The sequence below is a fragment of the Patiriisocius marinus genome (assembly GCF_008974325.1).
In the GTDB taxonomy this organism is placed as follows: domain Bacteria; phylum Bacteroidota; class Bacteroidia; order Flavobacteriales; family Flavobacteriaceae; genus Patiriisocius; species Patiriisocius marinus.
In genome coordinates this window covers 825,610-843,802 of record NZ_BKCG01000001.1, presented here as the reverse complement: position 1 = coordinate 843,802, position 18,193 = coordinate 825,610, and the positions used below count along the sequence as shown (strand labels likewise).

Annotated in this window: 13 protein-coding genes; 4 read left to right on the top strand and 9 right to left on the bottom strand. The window is 33.3% G+C overall.

The genetic code is table 11. The features are described from left to right. Positions 1-26: 26 nt before the first annotated feature. From GBH57_RS03700 to GBH57_RS03665, 8 genes are all read right to left on the bottom strand, one after another. Entirely contained in the window at positions 27-1,661 is a 1,635-nt protein-coding gene (locus GBH57_RS03700; protein WP_151672699.1) for a S41 family peptidase, read from the bottom strand. 169 nt (positions 1,662-1,830) lie between these two features. Next, positions 1,831-2,679, bottom strand: a complete 849-nt coding sequence (locus GBH57_RS03695) for a DUF4349 domain-containing protein (RefSeq protein ID WP_151672698.1) — start codon at positions 2,677-2,679, stop codon at positions 1,831-1,833. Beyond that, positions 2,666-3,031 carry a ribonuclease P protein component gene (gene rnpA, locus GBH57_RS03690; protein ID WP_151672697.1) on the bottom strand — a complete coding sequence of 122 codons (366 nt, stop codon included), beginning with the start codon at positions 3,029-3,031 and terminating at the stop codon, positions 2,666-2,668. The genes GBH57_RS03695 and rnpA overlap by 14 nt, the downstream gene beginning before the upstream one ends. 116 nt (positions 3,032-3,147) lie before the next feature. Continuing rightward, positions 3,148-4,983 (bottom strand): M1 family metallopeptidase, encoded by a 1,836-nt coding sequence (locus GBH57_RS03685; RefSeq protein ID WP_151672696.1) that lies wholly within the window; start codon positions 4,981-4,983, stop codon positions 3,148-3,150. Positions 4,984-5,115: 132 nt separating this feature from the next. Next, positions 5,116-6,783: a S8 family peptidase gene (locus GBH57_RS03680; RefSeq protein WP_151672695.1), complete on the bottom strand. Its 1,668-nt coding sequence runs from the start codon at positions 6,781-6,783 to the stop codon at positions 5,116-5,118. 9 nt (positions 6,784-6,792) lie between these two features. After that, entirely contained in the window at positions 6,793-7,680 is an 888-nt protein-coding gene (locus GBH57_RS03675) for an MBL fold metallo-hydrolase (protein WP_151672694.1), read from the bottom strand. A 110-nt stretch (positions 7,681-7,790) separates the two neighbouring features. Next, positions 7,791-10,013 carry a SulP family inorganic anion transporter gene (locus GBH57_RS03670; protein WP_151672693.1) on the bottom strand — a complete coding sequence of 741 codons (2,223 nt, stop codon included), beginning with the start codon at positions 10,011-10,013 and terminating at the stop codon, positions 7,791-7,793. Continuing rightward, positions 10,010-10,855 carry a universal stress protein gene (locus GBH57_RS03665; protein WP_151672692.1) on the bottom strand — a complete coding sequence of 282 codons (846 nt, stop codon included), beginning with the start codon at positions 10,853-10,855 and terminating at the stop codon, positions 10,010-10,012. Before GBH57_RS03665 ends, GBH57_RS03670 begins: the two co-directional genes overlap by 4 nt. 267 nt (positions 10,856-11,122) lie before the next feature. Between GBH57_RS03665 and GBH57_RS03660 the strand changes: the two genes are divergently transcribed. The 3 genes from GBH57_RS03660 (at position 11,123) to GBH57_RS03650 (ending at position 13,613) form a co-directional block, all read left to right on the top strand. After that, entirely contained in the window at positions 11,123-13,048 is a 1,926-nt protein-coding gene (locus GBH57_RS03660) for a cation:proton antiporter (protein ID WP_151672691.1), read from the top strand. A gap of 47 nt (positions 13,049-13,095) precedes the next feature. Continuing rightward, positions 13,096-13,320 (top strand): hypothetical protein, encoded by a 225-nt coding sequence (locus GBH57_RS03655; RefSeq protein ID WP_151672690.1) that lies wholly within the window; start codon positions 13,096-13,098, stop codon positions 13,318-13,320. A gap of 71 nt (positions 13,321-13,391) precedes the next feature. Beyond that, on the top strand, positions 13,392-13,613 hold the full coding sequence (locus tag GBH57_RS03650; RefSeq protein ID WP_151672689.1) for a hypothetical protein: 222 nt from the start codon (positions 13,392-13,394) through the stop codon (positions 13,611-13,613). Positions 13,614-13,671: 58 nt separating this feature from the next. Here the strand turns inward: GBH57_RS03650 and lepA are convergent, their stop codons facing one another. Next, positions 13,672-15,468, bottom strand: a complete 1,797-nt coding sequence (gene lepA, locus GBH57_RS03645) for a translation elongation factor 4 (protein ID WP_151672688.1) — start codon at positions 15,466-15,468, stop codon at positions 13,672-13,674. A 304-nt stretch (positions 15,469-15,772) separates the two neighbouring features. On the opposite strand from lepA, the gene GBH57_RS03640 reads away from it, so the two are divergent. Next, positions 15,773-18,193 carry an outer membrane beta-barrel family protein gene (locus GBH57_RS03640; RefSeq protein WP_151672687.1) on the top strand — a complete coding sequence of 807 codons (2,421 nt, stop codon included), beginning with the start codon at positions 15,773-15,775 and terminating at the stop codon, positions 18,191-18,193.

The window sequence follows — 18,193 nt, the reverse complement described above, 5'->3', positions numbered from 1 at the left end:
TTGTAGATTTTTAAAATGAAGTACTATTATTTCAATATCTTCTTATATTTCTTCTCATCATTCAGTACATCAATTGCTGCACGAATTTCAGGATTGTTTACTACTTGATAATCATATAAACCTTCTTTATAAAAATATCTTTTTAGAATTTCATCACTCATAAGCGACATAATTTCAGCTTTTTTGTTGACTATTTTTTTGTCTTTTGCTTGATCTAAAGCTACCATCAATGCATTATAACTACTACTGATATCATTTTTTAAATCATCGTCATCAGCCTTTCTAAGTGCTTTTTCAAATTCTTTTTCAGTTTCAGTTTCGTATTCAAAGTTATTATCTTTTAAATAACTCATAAAATTTTGAAAATCAGAATCGGTAATTTTAAAATTTGTCCAATCTGTTAATTGATTTTTGTAGTAATATTCCGTAGCATAATCAAATATCGCATTGTCTTTCAATAGGGCAGTAGTAACAGGACTAAATTTAGCTGTTTCAAGTTCAATATCTGGTAAAATTCCACCACCATCATAAACTGTTCTTCCACCCTTAGTCTTAAAAGCGCTGTATTCTTTAGCATCTTTTCTAACAGGATCTCCATTTTCATCACGATTCCAATAATCTAATGCTTGTATACAACGACCACTTGGTGTATAGTAACGGGAAATAGTAACTTTTAATTGAGTACCGTAAGTAAGCTTTTTAGGGCGCTGTACAAGCCCTTTCCCAAAACTACGGGCACCAACAACAATAGCACGATCAAGATCTTGTAAACCCCCTGAAACAATCTCACTAGCCGATGCACTACGACCATTTACAAGTACTGCTAATGGAATTTCGGTATCTACAGGTTCTCTTGTAGTTTTATATGTTTTATTATATTTTTCAATTACCGATTTAGTTGTTGTAATTACTTCTCCTTTTGGAACAAAAAGGTTTACAATATTGATCGCTTCATTTAGTAAACCACCTGGATTTCCTCTAAGATCAAGTATAATTTTTGTTGCTCCTTGTAGCTTTAAATCTTCAAGGGCACTTTTTGTTTGCGTAGTTGTTTTCTTATTAAATTTTGATAATACAATGTAGCCTATATCACCTTCAATTAATTTATAATACGGTACCGCATTAACTTCGACCGAACTACGTTCAATTTCGGTTGTATTTTTTTTGCCTTGGCGTAAATAAGTTACTTCCACTTTAGAACCTGCATTCCCTTTTAATAAGTCGCGAGGATCACCTTCATATCCATCAACTGAAATGTTACCAACTTTAATAATTTCGTCTCCGCCTTTTAATCCTGCTTTATCAGCTGGATAATTTTTAAATGGTTCAACAACAATTAATTTTTCGCCAGTACTTCTAATTGTAGCACCCACACCAGTATACACACCACTGTTTTTAATACGAGCATCTTCAACAGCTTGTTCATTCCAGTAAATAGTATAAGGATCTAGATCCTCTAAAACCCCTTTAATTGCGTTATCCATCAATGTTGCGGGCGTAACTTCGTCCACATAATTCATGTTCAACTCTTTGTAAAGTGTTGTAAAAATTTCGAGTTGTTTGGCAATCTCAAAAAAGTCGCTTTTTACTACCGTTGTAAAACCTACTGAGGCAAATACAATTGCCGATATTACAACTGGAAGGATGATTTTCTTTTTCATGTTAAATGCCCAATAAGTTGGGGAACTATTTATTTAGAACCGTTTGTAGGTACTTTGGCAAAGCCAAAATCCTACAAATAATATGATTTTATTCTCTCTTTATACTATTAAGACGCTATAAAATGTTTAAAATTTCAGAAAATAAACTGAAAGTAAATAAACAATATTGTTAATCGTTAGTAGTAGATTTTGTTCGTTTTGAACGTCGAATTAACCAACGGATTACCAAAATAACAATAATTGCTAAAACAAACAACGGCCACATATACAAAAGACCTAGAAAGAAAATGGAGATTCCATCCCATCCTCCTTGTAAGGCGTTTTTTATTTTCTGTCCGTAGGAAAGTGTGACTCCAGTTTCAGCTGTTGTCTTGTAAAAATCTAAGTGTACGGTACTCATTGAAACTTGACTTTGTAAGTATTTTAATCTTCCTTGTCTTGCTTCAATTTCTTCTCTAATTGTAGAAAGCTCACGCTCAATTTCAAGCATTTCCTTTACATTTTTAGCTTGCTTTAATAACTCTAAGTATCGTTTTTCTAATTCCTTTTTTGCAATTAATCTAGCTTCAATATCAACAAACTCTTCAGTTACGTCACGCTGGCTTATCTCACGTCTATCAAAGTATGCCACACCATCACTAATGCCGTCCACAAATACCTGAAAGTTTTTAGATGGAATTCTAATAGTCATTTGTTGAAAAACACGACTATAATTTTTACCAGAGACATCTTGTTGAATAATACCTTCATATTGTTTTGAAAGCGTTTTAATTTTCTCGTGAGTTTTCTCCAGTTCTTGAGTTTCAAAAGAGAGATTCCCAGTTTTAATTATTTTTTGTTCTTGACTTGGAGCTTGAGGGCTTTCAGTTTCATAGGAAACGATCATAGATTCTTCTACCATCATATCGTTTTCAAGGCCATATTCTGGCGAACTGGTTTTAAAAAAACCATTGTTTGAAGGAGCTTCATCGCAAGAAACTAAAAATAAAAGTGCAAATAGTAGACTATAGAGTTTCATTATTTAGTTTTTTAAGAAGTTTGAACATCGTTTTTTCTAAAGTAGCAAATGGGAGTTCCGTTCTGCCAACGTAGATAAAAAGTATCACAAAGTTAGTGCCGTCCTTTTCAATGAGTTCCGTTTTATGTAATCTGTATGCTTCTCTTAATAAACGCTTAAGCTTGTTTCTTGTTACTGCAAGTTTAAAGTTTCGTTTGGGAACAGCGAAACCTGCTTGATTGTAATCAACATTCTCTACGGGCAGATATAATAATTTTATAGGATATTTAGATATGCCTTTTCCATCTTCAAAAAGCTGTTTAATGGCCTTTCGAGATTTTAATTTTTCTTGCTTCGGAAATGTTAAACCCATAAAACAAAAGTACTAGAAATTAGAATGTGATTTATCTTGCTTTTAAATCCAAAAAAAACCTCTCCATTTTTAAATAGAGAGGAATTAATAATAGACTTAATTAAAGTTTGAAAATTTTATTTTTCTTCAACTTCAATACCCCAACTGTTATTTTCAGGATTTACATCAGCTAATCTTTTAGAAGCATCAATCATCATTGACTTTACTTTTTTAGTACTTGGAATACTTAATTCGTAAGTAGGATAAGCCCAAGCCCAATCTGGTGAGATTGTTCTTTTGTAATCGATGAAATCTGATGGTTTTTCACCACGCATCATTTGTAACGGAATATAAAATTGTTCTTGAGTTCCATCCGTATAAGTTACATCAAGGTCAATAGGCATTCCCATTAAGCCTATTCGCTCTAATGTAACAACAGTCGCATTTTTTCTTGTTTCTACACTTTTAATACCATAATCAATTTGGTTTGTAGTTTGTGTCCAGTCCATTAAATACCAGTCTAGTTCTAATCCACTCACTTTTTCAGCAACTCTAATAAAATCGTTAGGGGTAGGGTGTTTAAAAGCCCAATCTGCAAAGTATTTTCTTAGTGTTTTATCTAAGTTCTCTTTTCCTATAACATATCCTAATTGAGTCAAGAAAACAGCGCCTTTACTATATGCTGTAATACCATAAGCACGGTTACTTGCATAACGGTCTGCGTGAGTTGTTTGTGGTTGTTCTTTACCGCTATTAGCTAAAAATACATAACCTCTATATGATCCTGAATGTGGGTTAGGGTTATTATCTTTATTGATAAAATTCATAGCCTCGTCAGAAATATATGAAGTAAATCCTTCATCCATCCATTCGTGTTTACCTTCATTAGTTGCTAATAAAAACTGAAACCAAGTATGTGCTAATTCGTGAGCAGTAACACCAACTAAACTTCCAAATTTTCTATTTCCTGTAATTAAAGTACTCATAGCATACTCCATACCACCATCACCACCTTGAATTACAGAGTATTGTTTGTATGGATAAAGACCTACGTTTTTGTTATAATAATCTAACATTTCAGCAGTTTTAGGCTGAAGATTTTTCCAGTTTTCTTTAATCTCTGGGTTGTTTTTGTAGTAAAAGTTTAATGTAACACCATTAGGCCCATCATACTGATCGTGAATATAATCTGGATCTGCAGCCCAGGTAAAGTCATGAACATTAGGCGCTATAAAATTCCAAGTACGAGTTCCTTTTTTTCCTTTTTTTACGTCTTTGTATTCTGTTGATCCTTTTACATTTTCAGCGCTATATCCTGTTGCTGCAACCACATATTCTTCGTCGATATTGATTGTAACATCAAAGTCTCCCCAAGGGCTATGAAACTCACGCCCAATATATGGGTCTGCGTGCCATCCTTGAAAATCATATTCTGCTATTTTTGGGTACCATTGTGTCATTGAAAAACGAACACCTTCTTCATTATCACGTCCACTACGTCTAATTTGTAATGGTACTTGTGCATCCCATTCCATTTTAAAAGTGGTACTTTTCCCTGGTTTAATTGCATCATTTAATAATACTGTCATTACAGTTCCTTCAATAAAATAAGCTGCTTTTTTACCATCTTGTTTTAACTTTGTTGGTTTAATGTACCCTATTTCGTCTGGAGCTAATTTTGAAATTCTGTCTCCAACACGACGGTCTGGATCTTCAATAGATAAAGATCTTACGTCCATTTCACTTCCAGGTTGGAACGCGTTAAAATAGAGGTGAAAGTAAACTCTGTCTAATACATCTGGAGAGTTGTTTGTGTATTCAAGTGTTTGTTCTCCTTTGTATTGATTTTTTTCAGCATCAACATCAATTTCCATTGTGTAGTCAACGTGTTGTTGCCAATAGCTTGTGTTGTTTTGAGCTGTCACATTTCCGAAGAAAAATAATGCCAAGCTTAAATTTAATAGATATTTCATAGTATAATTTAGTTTAAAAAAAATCCTCAGCTTCACTGAAATACCATTTTACTTTGGTATCCAAGCGGAGCCGAGGACTTGTGTGTATTTTATTTGCTCCATTACCTTTCTAATTGAAAGGCAGAACGAGTGTTACATTTTAGACGCCATAATAAATGCGTTATACATGTTTACCATTTTTCCTGAAGTTGAAATTGAACTAAACGGAGCAGTGTTTGAAGGATCTCCACCAAGTACGACAGGGGTTTTAGTTGTTAAACCACTATCCATTAAAACTTGCTTTACTTGCTTAGCAGATAGTTTTGGGTAGTACGATCTAATCATTGCAGCAACACCAGCAACATTAGGTGCAGCCATTGATGTTCCTTGTAAGTACTCGTAAGTATTTAATGGTGTAGTTGCCCAGATTTTAACTCCTGGTCCAAAAACATCTACATTCGTTTTACCGTAGTTTGAGAAATTTGCAACTAGTTCACCACCGTATTTGTAGTTTAAAGCTCCAACAGTTAGAAAAGTATCACTGTATTCAGCGCCAGTTTTTGTTTGGTCATTTGGATATACTATATTTTCATCAAGGTTGATTCCTTCGTTTCCTGCAGCGTTAACAATTAACACATCTTTTTTAGCTGCATATTTAATTGCGTCAATTACCCATTCTGGGTGCGTTGAGTAGTATTTACCAAAACTAGTATTGATTACTTTTGCTCCATTATCAACAGCATAACGAATTGCATTTGCAATATCTTTATCGTATTCATCTCCATCAGGTACAGCACGTACAACCATAATTTCAACGTTTTGAGCAACACCGTTCATTCCTACACCGTTATTACGTTGTGCAGCAATAATACCAGAAACGTGAGTTCCGTGTTTTGCATCTTCTTTTTTAGGATCTGGACCATCTACATCGTTATTACCGTAATATTTAGTTGAAGCATCATCTGCATCATCTTTTAAAACTTCAGCTCTAAAATTACGATCCATGTTAAAGTGCGAATCTAAACGACCTTGGAAGTACGAAACTCCACCTTCAACTTGTTTAATGAAAGCAGGAATAGTATCGTCATAGTTTAGCATTTGTGTTAACAACCCTATTTGTTGTTGCTCAGCTTCAGTAGGGTTAGTAATTCCTGCTAAATCAGCTTTAGAATAATCAGCTTTTCCTAATTTTTTTGTCATTGCAGCGTGAGCTGGCTTTAATTGACTAAGGATACCTGTGTATTGAGTTACATTAGCATTTGTTTGTTCAATCTCTTTACTCATTTCAGCTTTTGCTTTTTGATATAGAGCAAATTCTTCACGGTCTGCAGCGCTTACTGATGCTTCCGTTTTACCTTCATATTTAGTGTTCAATTTTTTAACGATACGAACATATTCTAAATTTTCAGCTACGATATCTCCTAAAAAGTTCCATCCGTGAATATCATCAACATATCCATTACCATCGTCATCTTTATTATTTCCTGCAATTTCGCCAGGATTTGTCCAGATTACGTTTTTTAAATCTTCGTGTTCAATATCAACACCACTATCTATAACACCTACAATTACTTTTTGACCTTTACGGTTTTTAATAATTTCAGTATAAGTACGATCTACTCCCATTCCTGGAATAGTGTCATTTTGTAAATCCAAATCACTCCACATTTTTAATTGTGCGTCAGAAATAGGAGTTATTTTTAAAGGAAGCATGTCTATGTTTTCTACAGGAGTAGAAATAATAGGAGCTGATCCTGAGCCACAACTTGCTAATAATGAAGCTGCTGCAATTGCAATAAATGATGATTTTAAAATTGTCATAGGTGATTGTTAATTAAATAATTCGTCAAATGTATAAGTCTGATCTAGACGTACGCCTTTTTCAGTATGTTTTACTGTAATAATCTCGTTATGAGCATCGTGCTCCAAAAATAAATAATAATTATTGTCTGCTGCCGCGTTTAAAAACTTTTCTTTTTCGGGCATTGTAAGCAGTGGTCTTGTATCATAACCCATCACAAAAGGTAATGGTAGATGGCCAGTTGTTGGTAGTAAATCTGCCATAAAAACAAGTTTCTTTCCTTTGTATTGTATTACAGGAAGCATTTGTTTTTCAGTGTGTCCATCTGCGAAGAAAGTTCCAAAGTCAAGGGGTGTGTTAGCTAAAAAATCGTGCGTATTATTTTCTTCGGAAATGCTACTTGTGGCACTATTGATAAAATTCAATTGGCCGCTTTCTTGCATTGGTAATATGTTCTCTTTTAGAAAAGAAGCTTTCTCTCTTCGGTTGGGGTTTGTTGCCCAATCCCAATGATTTTTATTACTCCAAAATTTTGCATTTTTAAAAGCTGGTTCATATCCTGTTTTGTCTTTATTCCATTGTACACTACCACCACAATGGTCAAAGTGTAAGTGTGTCATAAAAACATCGGTAACATCATCTCGATGGAACCCTGCTTTTTTAAGTGAGCTATCGAGTGAGTAATCTCCCCAAGGGAAATAATAACCAAAAAATTTATCGGATTGTTTATTACCCATACCGGTGTCGATTAGAGTTAATCGATTTCCGTTTTCTATTAATAAACAACGTGCAGCAATATCAATCATGTTATTGCTGTCTGCAGGGTTAGTTCTAGTCCAAAGAGATTTTGGAACCACGCCAAACATAGCGCCGCCATCTAGCTTAAAATTTCCCGCTTCAATAGGGTGTAGTTTCATAGGTGATGCAAATTACAAAAAGGACAGTTCATGTATGATAAAGTTAAGATTTTATTAAGATTACTTCAATACATTTTCATAAATGAACACATACATAATACTTAAAAAGACTAGAAAATTTCAACAGGTTGTAATTTTCTTGAAGATATTGTAGTTTCTAATCGTTCTCCAAAATCTCTCAAACTCTTAATTTCTTTTATTCCAGCAATTCGCTCTTTACTATAGATAAGTAGTGCTTCGCCATTAGATTCAATATGATAATAAGGATTGCTTTCAAAGAATATTACAAGTTCATCATTAAAAAACTCTTTGATTGAGGCTTCATTTTGACCTTTTAAATAAAAACGTTTTGTGAAGTCGCTATGGTTATCAATAGGGATATCTTTAAAACCAGCTAGTAGCGATACTTTTTCTAAAAAACCTTCACGATCCAGTGTAAATGTTGGAATATTTTGATCTAGTTTTATATGAAGCATTGTTGTTTTTACTTCCTCTTTAGCAATAAATTCTCCTTCTGAATAGTTAACATCAAAAATTTTAAACGTACTTTTTTTAGTAAACAACCTATTATAAACACGCTCTATTTTCTTTGTTCTGAAAAACCTATATGAGTCTAAAAAGTGCGTATCACTAAGTTTTCCAGCTTCATACTGCATATTGAAATCTTTAGCAATTTCCGAAAGTGTTAATTGACGTTTTGTGAGTGTTGTTCCTTTCTTTTGTAAACCAGGAACAAAACGTCGTAAGGCAAAAGGGTGAGCACTTTCTGTTCCATGCAAGTCAAGACCAATAACATCAAAATGGCCATCTCTTTTTACAAATACCTCTTGGTATCCACTTAGATTTTCCATAACGGTATGGTCAACAAACTGGCATAGAGAGAAATCAATAACGACGTCTTTATTTTCAGGAATGTCATCTAGTTTTTGTTTCAGTTTATAGAAATTTAGGAAACTACAAAAGTGCTTCACACTTATATAATATGTACCTGTTGCTTGTTCTTGAAACATCAGAACATTAGGTTTCATGACATTTCGGAAGAAAATAGAAGCTCCTTTATTTATAATTATATGAATGATAAATGTCATAATCACTCCAGCAACAATACCTGTAATTAAATCTACGAAGAGTGTTACTAAAAGCGTTGTAAAGAAAATTAGTAGTTGCTCTTTTCCTATTGAAAAAAGCTTTCCAATTAATTTTGGAGAAGCTAATTTATATCCTGTATAGACTAAAATAGCCATTAAAGCGGGTAGTGGTATCCTAGTTAATTGACTACTAAAAAGAACGATAAAAATTACTAGAAAACTTGCGTGAGCAAAGTTGGCACTTCGATTACTACCTCCATTATTTACATTTACAGAGCTTCGGGCAATTACAGTAACTACATTTAAGCCCCCTAAAAACCCACTACCTATAGTAGCAAGACCAAGTGCTTTTAAATCGCGATTTACATTGCTACGTCTTTTTTGAGGGTCTAATTTATCTACAGCTTTAATACTAAGTAATGACTCAATACTTGAAATTAATGTAAGTGCTAAAACGCTTACCCAAAAGGATCCACTTGCAATTGCGCTAAAATTAGGTGTAGGAATTTCATTAATAATTTGAGCTGGAGCAGGGATACCAGAAATCATATATTCTGGGCTTACTGGGTTTGGTTGTTGTAATACTAGTTCGTAATAATAACTAATACCAATTGCGATTAGAACAATCCACATAGGAGCAGGAACTAGTTGTAAAAAGCGGTTTCTAATTTTACCATAAAACGCCATTATAAATAAAGAGCTAATACCAGCTATAGCTGCAAAAATTAACCCTGAGTCTGTGTATTTAAATACTCCAATTATTGTAGAAGGAATTTCTAATAAATAAGCAATACTTCCATCGAGAGATAGTTTATTACCCATCATAATATGAAACTGTTTTCCTAAAATTATTAGCCCTATGGCAGCAAGCATTCCTTGAATTGCTGATGAAGGAAAGAAATCTGCTAATTTCCCCATTTTCAAAAACCCTAATAGAATTAATAAAATACCGGAGCAAATAATAGCAGCATAAGCACCTTCGATCCCTAAAGTTGTAATCGCGACAAGAAGCACTCCCACTAATCCATTTCCAGGACCTGAAATTGTAACATTGCTTCCACCTAAGATAGAAACTAAAACACCACCAACAACAGCAGCAATAATTCCTGCTATTGGAGGCGCTTCACTTGCCATTGCAAGACCAAGACCTAAAGGCAACGCAATTAAGCTTACCACAAAACCTGAAAATATATTTTTAGGTAATGCTTTAAAGAATAAGCTTAAGTTGTTTTTTTTAGGACTCATCTAATTATTAAAATATCGTTAGGCAGTTCAGTTAAAATGTGTTCAATATCGTGTGGAAATAATCGATCAAAAAACCCTGACTTTTCAGGAGCATTCATCACTAATAAATCTGCCCGAACTACTTGAGCGTAATGCCCAATACTATAACCTCTTTTTCCAAAAATAGCCTGAGTTGCTATATTTTGATTTTTTTTATGAGCCTCAGGAATGTGCGATAATATTGTTTGCACACGTGTATCTTCTTGACGCTTTATTTTTTCTTTTAACAAGTTGGTTTTTCGTAGTGACTTAGTATCTTCCACTGTACCTACTTTGTCGTGAGATATTTCTTCTACAATGGTAATTTTATCACTCTCTAGAGCTGTTGCCACAACAAAAGCTGTTGCAATTGTTTGTTCCGTTTTTTTGTCTTCAAGACCATTAACAACAATGTGCTTGCATTGTACTCGCTCAATAGAGGGATTAATAAGCAACATTACAGAGCAGCTTACATTACGTGTAATTTTACGCGCAATTGAACCTACATAATATTTTAATAAGCTTTCTCTTTTAACAGCACCTAAAATAAGTAAGTCAATATTTTGCTTTGTGACTGATTCTAAAATTGCATCAACAGGTTTACCTGGCTGAAACACTACTTGTGCATCTAATCCATCTACAATAAATGGTTGTAGAATTGTTTCGAATTTTTGTCTTTTTTCTTCTGAAACATCACCTACGTGAATAAGTAGTAATTTAGATTGAAAGACCATCGCTAACCTTGAAGCTTCATAAATGTTAGCTTTAAGATTAGGAGAGAAAGTAACCCCAATGCCTATGGTTGTAAAATTTTTGTGTGCCAAATGGTTTGTTTCATTAACATTTCGGCTTTGCCAAAATCATTGAAAGAGCGACAAGATACTGTTTTTATAAAAAAGGCTATAAGAGTTTGAGGTTTAATAGAATTTGAAGTTAAAATATGGGTGTGTAAAACAGTACTGAATTACGAAGTTTTTATTAAAATTGTTGTTGATTTAAAAGTCAAGAATAAGCGCTTACGGTTAATCTTTTATTAATTGTTTTCTGCTGATACTGTATCTTTATATTTTCACAGCCTAAACAACCACTTTATGTTAGAACTTGCAGGAATTATTATATTAGGAATCTTTGCACAATGGATTGCTTGGAAATTTAAAATTCCCGCGATTTTACCTTTAATACTTATTGGACTAGCAGTAGGGCCACTTTCAACATTTTATAGTGAAGATGGAACTCAATGGATTCAACCTATTTGGAATACTGAAAAAGGATTTTTCCCTGGAGAGAGTCTTTTCTATTTTGTTTCATTAGCGATTGGTATTATCCTTTTTGAAGGGGGATTAACACTAAAAATGGGTGAAATTAAAAAGGTAGGTGGCGTTATTGGTAAACTAATCAGTTTAGGTTCAATAATCACATTTTTTGGAGCAGGTGTCTCTGCGCATTACTTTTTTGGGCTAGATTGGCAAATTTCATTTTTATTCGCAGGATTGATTATTGTAACAGGACCAACGGTTATAACGCCTATTTTAAGAAACATTCCATTACGAAAAGATATTTCAGCTGTATTAAAATGGGAAGGTATTTTAATTGACCCAATAGGTGCTTTAGTAGCAGTACTAGTTTTTGGTTTTATAAGCGTTAATGTCCCTACAGAACTTATCGATAATGCTGCAGAAAGTTTAGGTGCAGCAGACAGCCATGGAGCTGGAGGAAGTTATACAAAACACGCCTTATTAGAGTTTGGAAAAATTATCGTTATTGGTTTTGCCTTTGGTCTTGCAGGAGGTTTTGCTATGTACCACGCAGTAAAACGAAAGGTAATTCCGCACTATTTATTAAATGTTGCCTCCCTTTCTATGGTGTTACTCATTTTTGTTTTGAGTGATTTATTTGCTCACGAAAGCGGACTTTTAGCAGTTGTAGTAATGGGAATGTATCTTGGAAATAGTGATTTACCAAACCTAAAAGAACTACTGTATTTTAAAGAATCGCTAAGTGTTTTACTTATTTCAATTCTATTTATTTTGCTTTCAGCAAATATTAGCATTGACGATTTGTTGTTGATCTATAACTGGAAAACAGCTTTACTTTTTGGGATTATCATCTTTGTTGTGAGGCCTATAGGCGTGTTTTTAAGCACTGCAGGATCCGATTTAAAAACAAATGAAAAGCTATTTATTAGTTGGGTAGGACCTCGTGGTATTGTTGCCGCAGGTATTGCTTCGCTATTTGGTACTAAACTTGTAGAAATGGGTGTTTCTGGAGCAGAGTATATTACACCATTAGTTTTTGGTTTAGTATTGGTTACTGTTTTACTAAATGCAACAACAGCTAGACTAGTAGCTTCCTTGCTTGGAGTTTTTCTTAAAAAATCTGAAGGAATTATGATAATTGGTGGATCTAGAGTTTCTAGATTGATTGCTAGTTACCTACAAAAAAACAACCGTCACGTGGTATTAGTAGACAGTAATAGAACAAACATTGAAAAGGCAAAAGAGTTGGGTATTGATGCAATTAATGCAAATATTTATAATGATGACCTTACAGATAATATTGAGTTGAGCGATGTTGGTTACTTATTAGCAATGACTGGAAGTGATGAAATTAATCGACAAGCGATGACAAGGTTTGGAAAACGTTTTGGAGAAAATGGAACGTTTAGGTTAATGACCACAGAGGAACTGAATAACAATCAAAATGTTAATAAAGATGAGATATTTAGTAACTCTCACGATTTTTTAAGGTTCACACAAGTTGCTCGCGATTTCCCATCAATTCAAGAAATTGAAGTTAATGACCATGAAATGTTTTTAAAAATGCTTGAATCTATTCGTGACAATCGCGATGCTATTCCATTATTTATTAAAAGTCCGGAAGGTCAAATTGATCTTATTGACACATTGAAAGAAATCAATGTGGAAGACGGAACTATTATCGCATATTTAGGTAAACCTATCGATTTTGAGGATATTGTAACAGCAAAGCTTGAAGTGCCTATAAATGAAGATCATTAATAAAATAAACTTTTTTCTAGTACGTTTTACTACTGAAATATGACCTTATGAAAACCTTTTCTTCAATTTTAATAATTGTAACTACATTACTTGCCTCTTGTGGAAGCGATGATTCTCGTTCATGTACAACGTGTACTTCAGACCAAACTATACCTTTTACTATTTGTGAAGAAAGTAATGGTAATGCATCAATTAATGGTGAAAACACAGGTGTTGTATATGCTACTTACATAGATGGATTAATAACTGCAGGAGCTACTTGTGGCGAATAAGATATTAAAAACTTGTTTTTTGTATACTGTATAAAACCATATATTTACGATATAACTTAAAACCAAACATAATGAAAAAAGTATTTTTCGCAGCTGTATTTGCTGCATTCGCATTAACTTCTTGTGGTAGTGATGACGATGGAGGGCAAGCTTGTACGACGTGTAATAGTGGAGGGCAAAGTGTTGAAATTTGTCAGGGTGATAATGGAAATGCATTTGTTGCTGGTACAGATACAACAATAAATTACAACACTTATATTGATGCGCTACAAGCTTCAGGAGGTTGTAACTAGTATTAAATATATATAATATAAAAAGGCGATTCAGTTAATTGAATCGCCTTTTTTAGTTTTAGTCATTTAGCTTTAATACTGCCATAAAAGCTTGTTGAGGTATTTCTACGTTACCCACTTGGCGCATCCGTTTCTTACCTTTTTTCTGCTTTTCTAATAGTTTACGTTTACGTGAAATATCACCACCATAACATTTTGCTGTTACATCTTTACGTAATGCTTTTACAGTTTCTCTAGCAATAATTTTTGCTCCAATAGCTGCCTGAATAGGTATATCAAATTGTTGACGAGGAATAAGTTCTTTTAATTTCTCACACATTTTTTTACCAATGTTATGTGCATTATCTGCGTGTATTAAAGCAGAAAGTGCATCAACAGGCTGTGCGTTTAATAAAACATCTAAACGCACTAATTTTGAAACCTTCATTCCTATAGGGTGATAATCAAAAGAAGCATATCCTTTAGAAACAGTTTTAAGTCTATCGTAAAAGTCAAATACAATTTCGGCTAAAGGCATTTCAAATGTTAACTCAACACGAACAGGCGTTAAATATGTTTGATTAATTATCATACCACGCTTTTCAATACAAAGAGACATTACGTTTCCAACAAAGTCAGACTTTGTAATAATTGTAGCTTTTATATACGGCTCTTCTACACGATTAACGGTTGAAGGATCAGGTAAATCTGATGGGTTATTTACAATAAAAGGGATATCAGGGTTTTTGTTTGTAAAAGCGTTGTACGATACGTTAGGTACTGTAGTAATAACAGTCATATCAAACTCACGTTCTAAGCGTTCCTGAATAATTTCCATATGAAGCATTCCTAAGAAACCACAACGAAAACCAAAACCTAAAGCTGCAGAACTCTCTGGAGCAAACACTAATGAAGCATCATTTAATTGAAGTTTTTCCATAGAGTTTCTAAGCTCCTCGTAATCTTCTGTATCTACTGGATAGATTCCTGCAAAAACCATTGGTTTTACATCTTCAAAACCTTCAACTATATTAGTAGTTGGATTTGCAAAATCTGTAATAGTATCACCTACTTTAACTTCTTTTGCAGTTTTAATACCGGTAATTAAATATCCTACATCACCAGTTTTAACACTCTGCTTTGCAATTTGGGTTAGCTTTAAAGTTCCAACTTCATCAGCATTATATTCCTTATCTGTAGCGACGAATTTAATTTTTTGTCCTTTTTTAATCTCACCATTAAAAACTCTAAAATACGTTTCTATACCCCTAAAAGTATTATAAACCGAATCAAAAATTAATGCTTGGAGTGGCGCATCAGGATCTCCTTTAGGAGCAGGAACACGCTCAATTATTGCTTTTAAAATGTTTTCTACACCAAAACCTGTTTTACCACTTGCGTGTATGACATCTTCTGGGTTGCAACCTAATAAATCTACAATATCGTCTGTAACTTCTTCTGGATTTGCACTTGGTAAATCTACCTTATTAAGTACTGGAATGATTTCTAAATCATTTTCTAGTGCTAAATATAAATTAGAAATTGTTTGTGCTTGTATACTTTGTGCTGCATCTACAATCAACAAAGCCCCTTCACAAGCTGCAATAGATCGTGAAACCTCATAAGAGAAGTCTACGTGACCAGGAGTGTCAATTAAGTTTAATATGTACTGTTCCCCTTCATAGGTATAGTCCATTTGTATGGCGTGCGACTTAATGGTAATACCACGTTCGCGTTCTAAGTCCATACTATCTAATAATTGCGCTTGTTGTTCACGGGCAGTTACTGAGCCTGTAACATCGAGTAAACGATCTGCAAGCGTACTTTTTCCGTGATCTATATGTGCAATAATGCAAAAATTGCGAATGTTCTTCATATTCGTTCCCCGTCTAGAACGAGGCGTCTATTTAATTTTACCTTTTAAACACTAAGTTTTAAAGGGGTGTTTTATACACTACTTGTTAGATTACAAGCTAAATGCAAATATACTTTAAATGCAATTGTTGTACACGTGTTTGCATTTAATCGATAAAACAGATTTACTAACATTTATTTAAGAATAAATTAACATATTTGTTGATTACGAATTATTTGAATGAATCTCATAACTCATCTCCCCCTCTTAATTCGGATTTTATAGTAATAATTAAATATTTTGAGAGCTATACTCAACATTTTTTATGAGATTAAAAGGAGCACTTTTTTTGTTTTTATTTCCTGCCGTATTAATAGCACAGGAATTTACAATAAGCGGAAATGTGAAGGACGAAAAACAACAAGCTATTTCATTTGTTAACGTTATCGTATCTAAAACACCCGAAGGGGGAAAATCTGAGCTTAAATTTGTAAAAGCAAGTATAACCGATGAAGAAGGAAACTTTTCAATTGAGGGATTACCTAAAAATAACTACTCTGTTTCTTTTAGCTATTTAGGGTATGAGAATATTTCAGAAACAATTGAGGTAACTTCAAATTATCAACTAGGCACCACTTTTTTAACTCTTGCTACGGAAAATCTTGATGAGGCAGTTGTTGTTTCAAAAAAGCCAACAATAAAAAAAACAGCCGGCAAACTTATATTTAACGTAGAAAACACATCGCTATCCGTTGGAAATACGTTCGATTTATTGAAAAAAACGCCAGGAGTATTAATAATAGGAGATGGAATTTCCATAAAAAACCAACCCACAACTATTTATTTAAACAATAAACGTGTTTATTTATCAAGTTCTGAAATTGCAACATTTTTGCAAAGTCTTGATGCTAATGTTATCAAATCTGTAGAGGTGATAACAACACCTTCTTCTAAATATGACGCAGAGGCTAGTACTGTATTAAATATTATTACCAGTAAATCAATTAGCCCAGGTTATAAAGGGAGTGTTAACACTACTTATGAGCAAGCTACTTTTGCTAAATATCAATTAGGTACGTCTCACTTTTATAAAAACAATAAAGTAAATCTTTACGGAAGTTATAGTTTTAGTCCACGTAAAGAAAATAAAGATGACGATAGTTTTATTCGGTATTTTAATGAAGATGGTTCAACTAAATCAATTTGGGATGGAGACTTTACGCGTATTACAAGAAGTAGAGCACACCAAGCAAATATTATTGCAGACATTACAATCAATGATAGAAACTCATTAAGTATCTCTGTAAACGGTCTAATTTCACCTAATAAAAAATTTGAAAACAATCAAACAAACGAAATACGAAACGCTCAAAGACAAATTGATTCTACTTTTATTACAAATAGTTCCTTAGAAACGGACCAATCTAATTTGTCTTTTAATGCAGAATATGTTGCAACAATTGGAGAAAAAGGTGCCAAGACCACTACAGGATTTAATTATATAAAGTATAAAAAAGACAGAATACAAGATTTAAACAGTGATTATTTTGGGCCGGATGATGCTTTTTTACGAAATAATAGTTTTTCAACAAGTGCTATTCAAGATACGGATATTTTTATTGGAAAATTTGATGTTGAAACCCCTCTAGCTGAGGGTAATTTAGAAACAGGGGTAAAATACTCTAACATTGACACCACAAGCGGTCTCGATTTTTTTGACACAGAAAACAATACCATGGTTTTCAATCAAGCTTTCTCAGATTTGTTTTTATACAAAGAGTCAATTTTTGCCGGTTATGTCAACTATCAAAAACAATTTGGAAAACTAAATTTAAGCGCAGGACTGCGGGCTGAATATACAGCCGTGAATGGAGACTCCAGATCACTAGGTGTTGTCAATACACAAAACTATTTTGAACTCTTCCCTACAATTTCTACCGAATTTCAACTTAATGAAGACCATTCAGTAGGAATAACTTATAAAAGAGCAATAAATAGACCTCGTTATCAAAGTTTAAATCCGTTTAGCTATTTCTTAAATGAGAATAATTTTAATTCGGGAAACCCCAATTTGATGCCTTCGTTAGAGAACAAAGTGACCTTGAGCTATAATTTAAAAAACAAATTTTTTATTGACGCCTATTATCAAGAAATTGACAACTCATTAGAAGTTTTAAACTTTCAAAATAATACTACGCAGACACTCCGTCAATTAGATGCTAACGTAATAAGTTTTTATCAATATAGCCTTGATTTTATTTATTATACCCCTCTAAAAGATTGGTTGTATTTTAGTGCTGTAACATCAACTTTTTACTTAGAAAACGAATTTTTTGCTTTAGAAAGCGTTGAAGAAACAGCAGTAAATAATACGTTTGGATTTTATGCACAAATGTATAGTGGACTTACGTTGTCTAAAGATCAAACATTTACCTCAGATGTGACATTGTTATATATTTCAAACTTAATTTCCGGATCAAGTGAGTTTAATAATATTTTTAATTTTTCAATATCCCTTAGAAAATCATTTTGGAACAAACGCGCTAGTGTAAGTGCAGGTGTTGATGATATTTTTAATACAAACAATGTTCCCGTAACAACAAAATATCTTAACCAAGATAACAGCTATTTTGCACAGCCAGAGTCTCGATTGTTTCGAATAAGTTTTAAATATAACTTCGGAAATTTTAGACTAAGTGATAATAATCGCACAAAGAAAACGGATGAAAAAGATAGATTAGAGTAG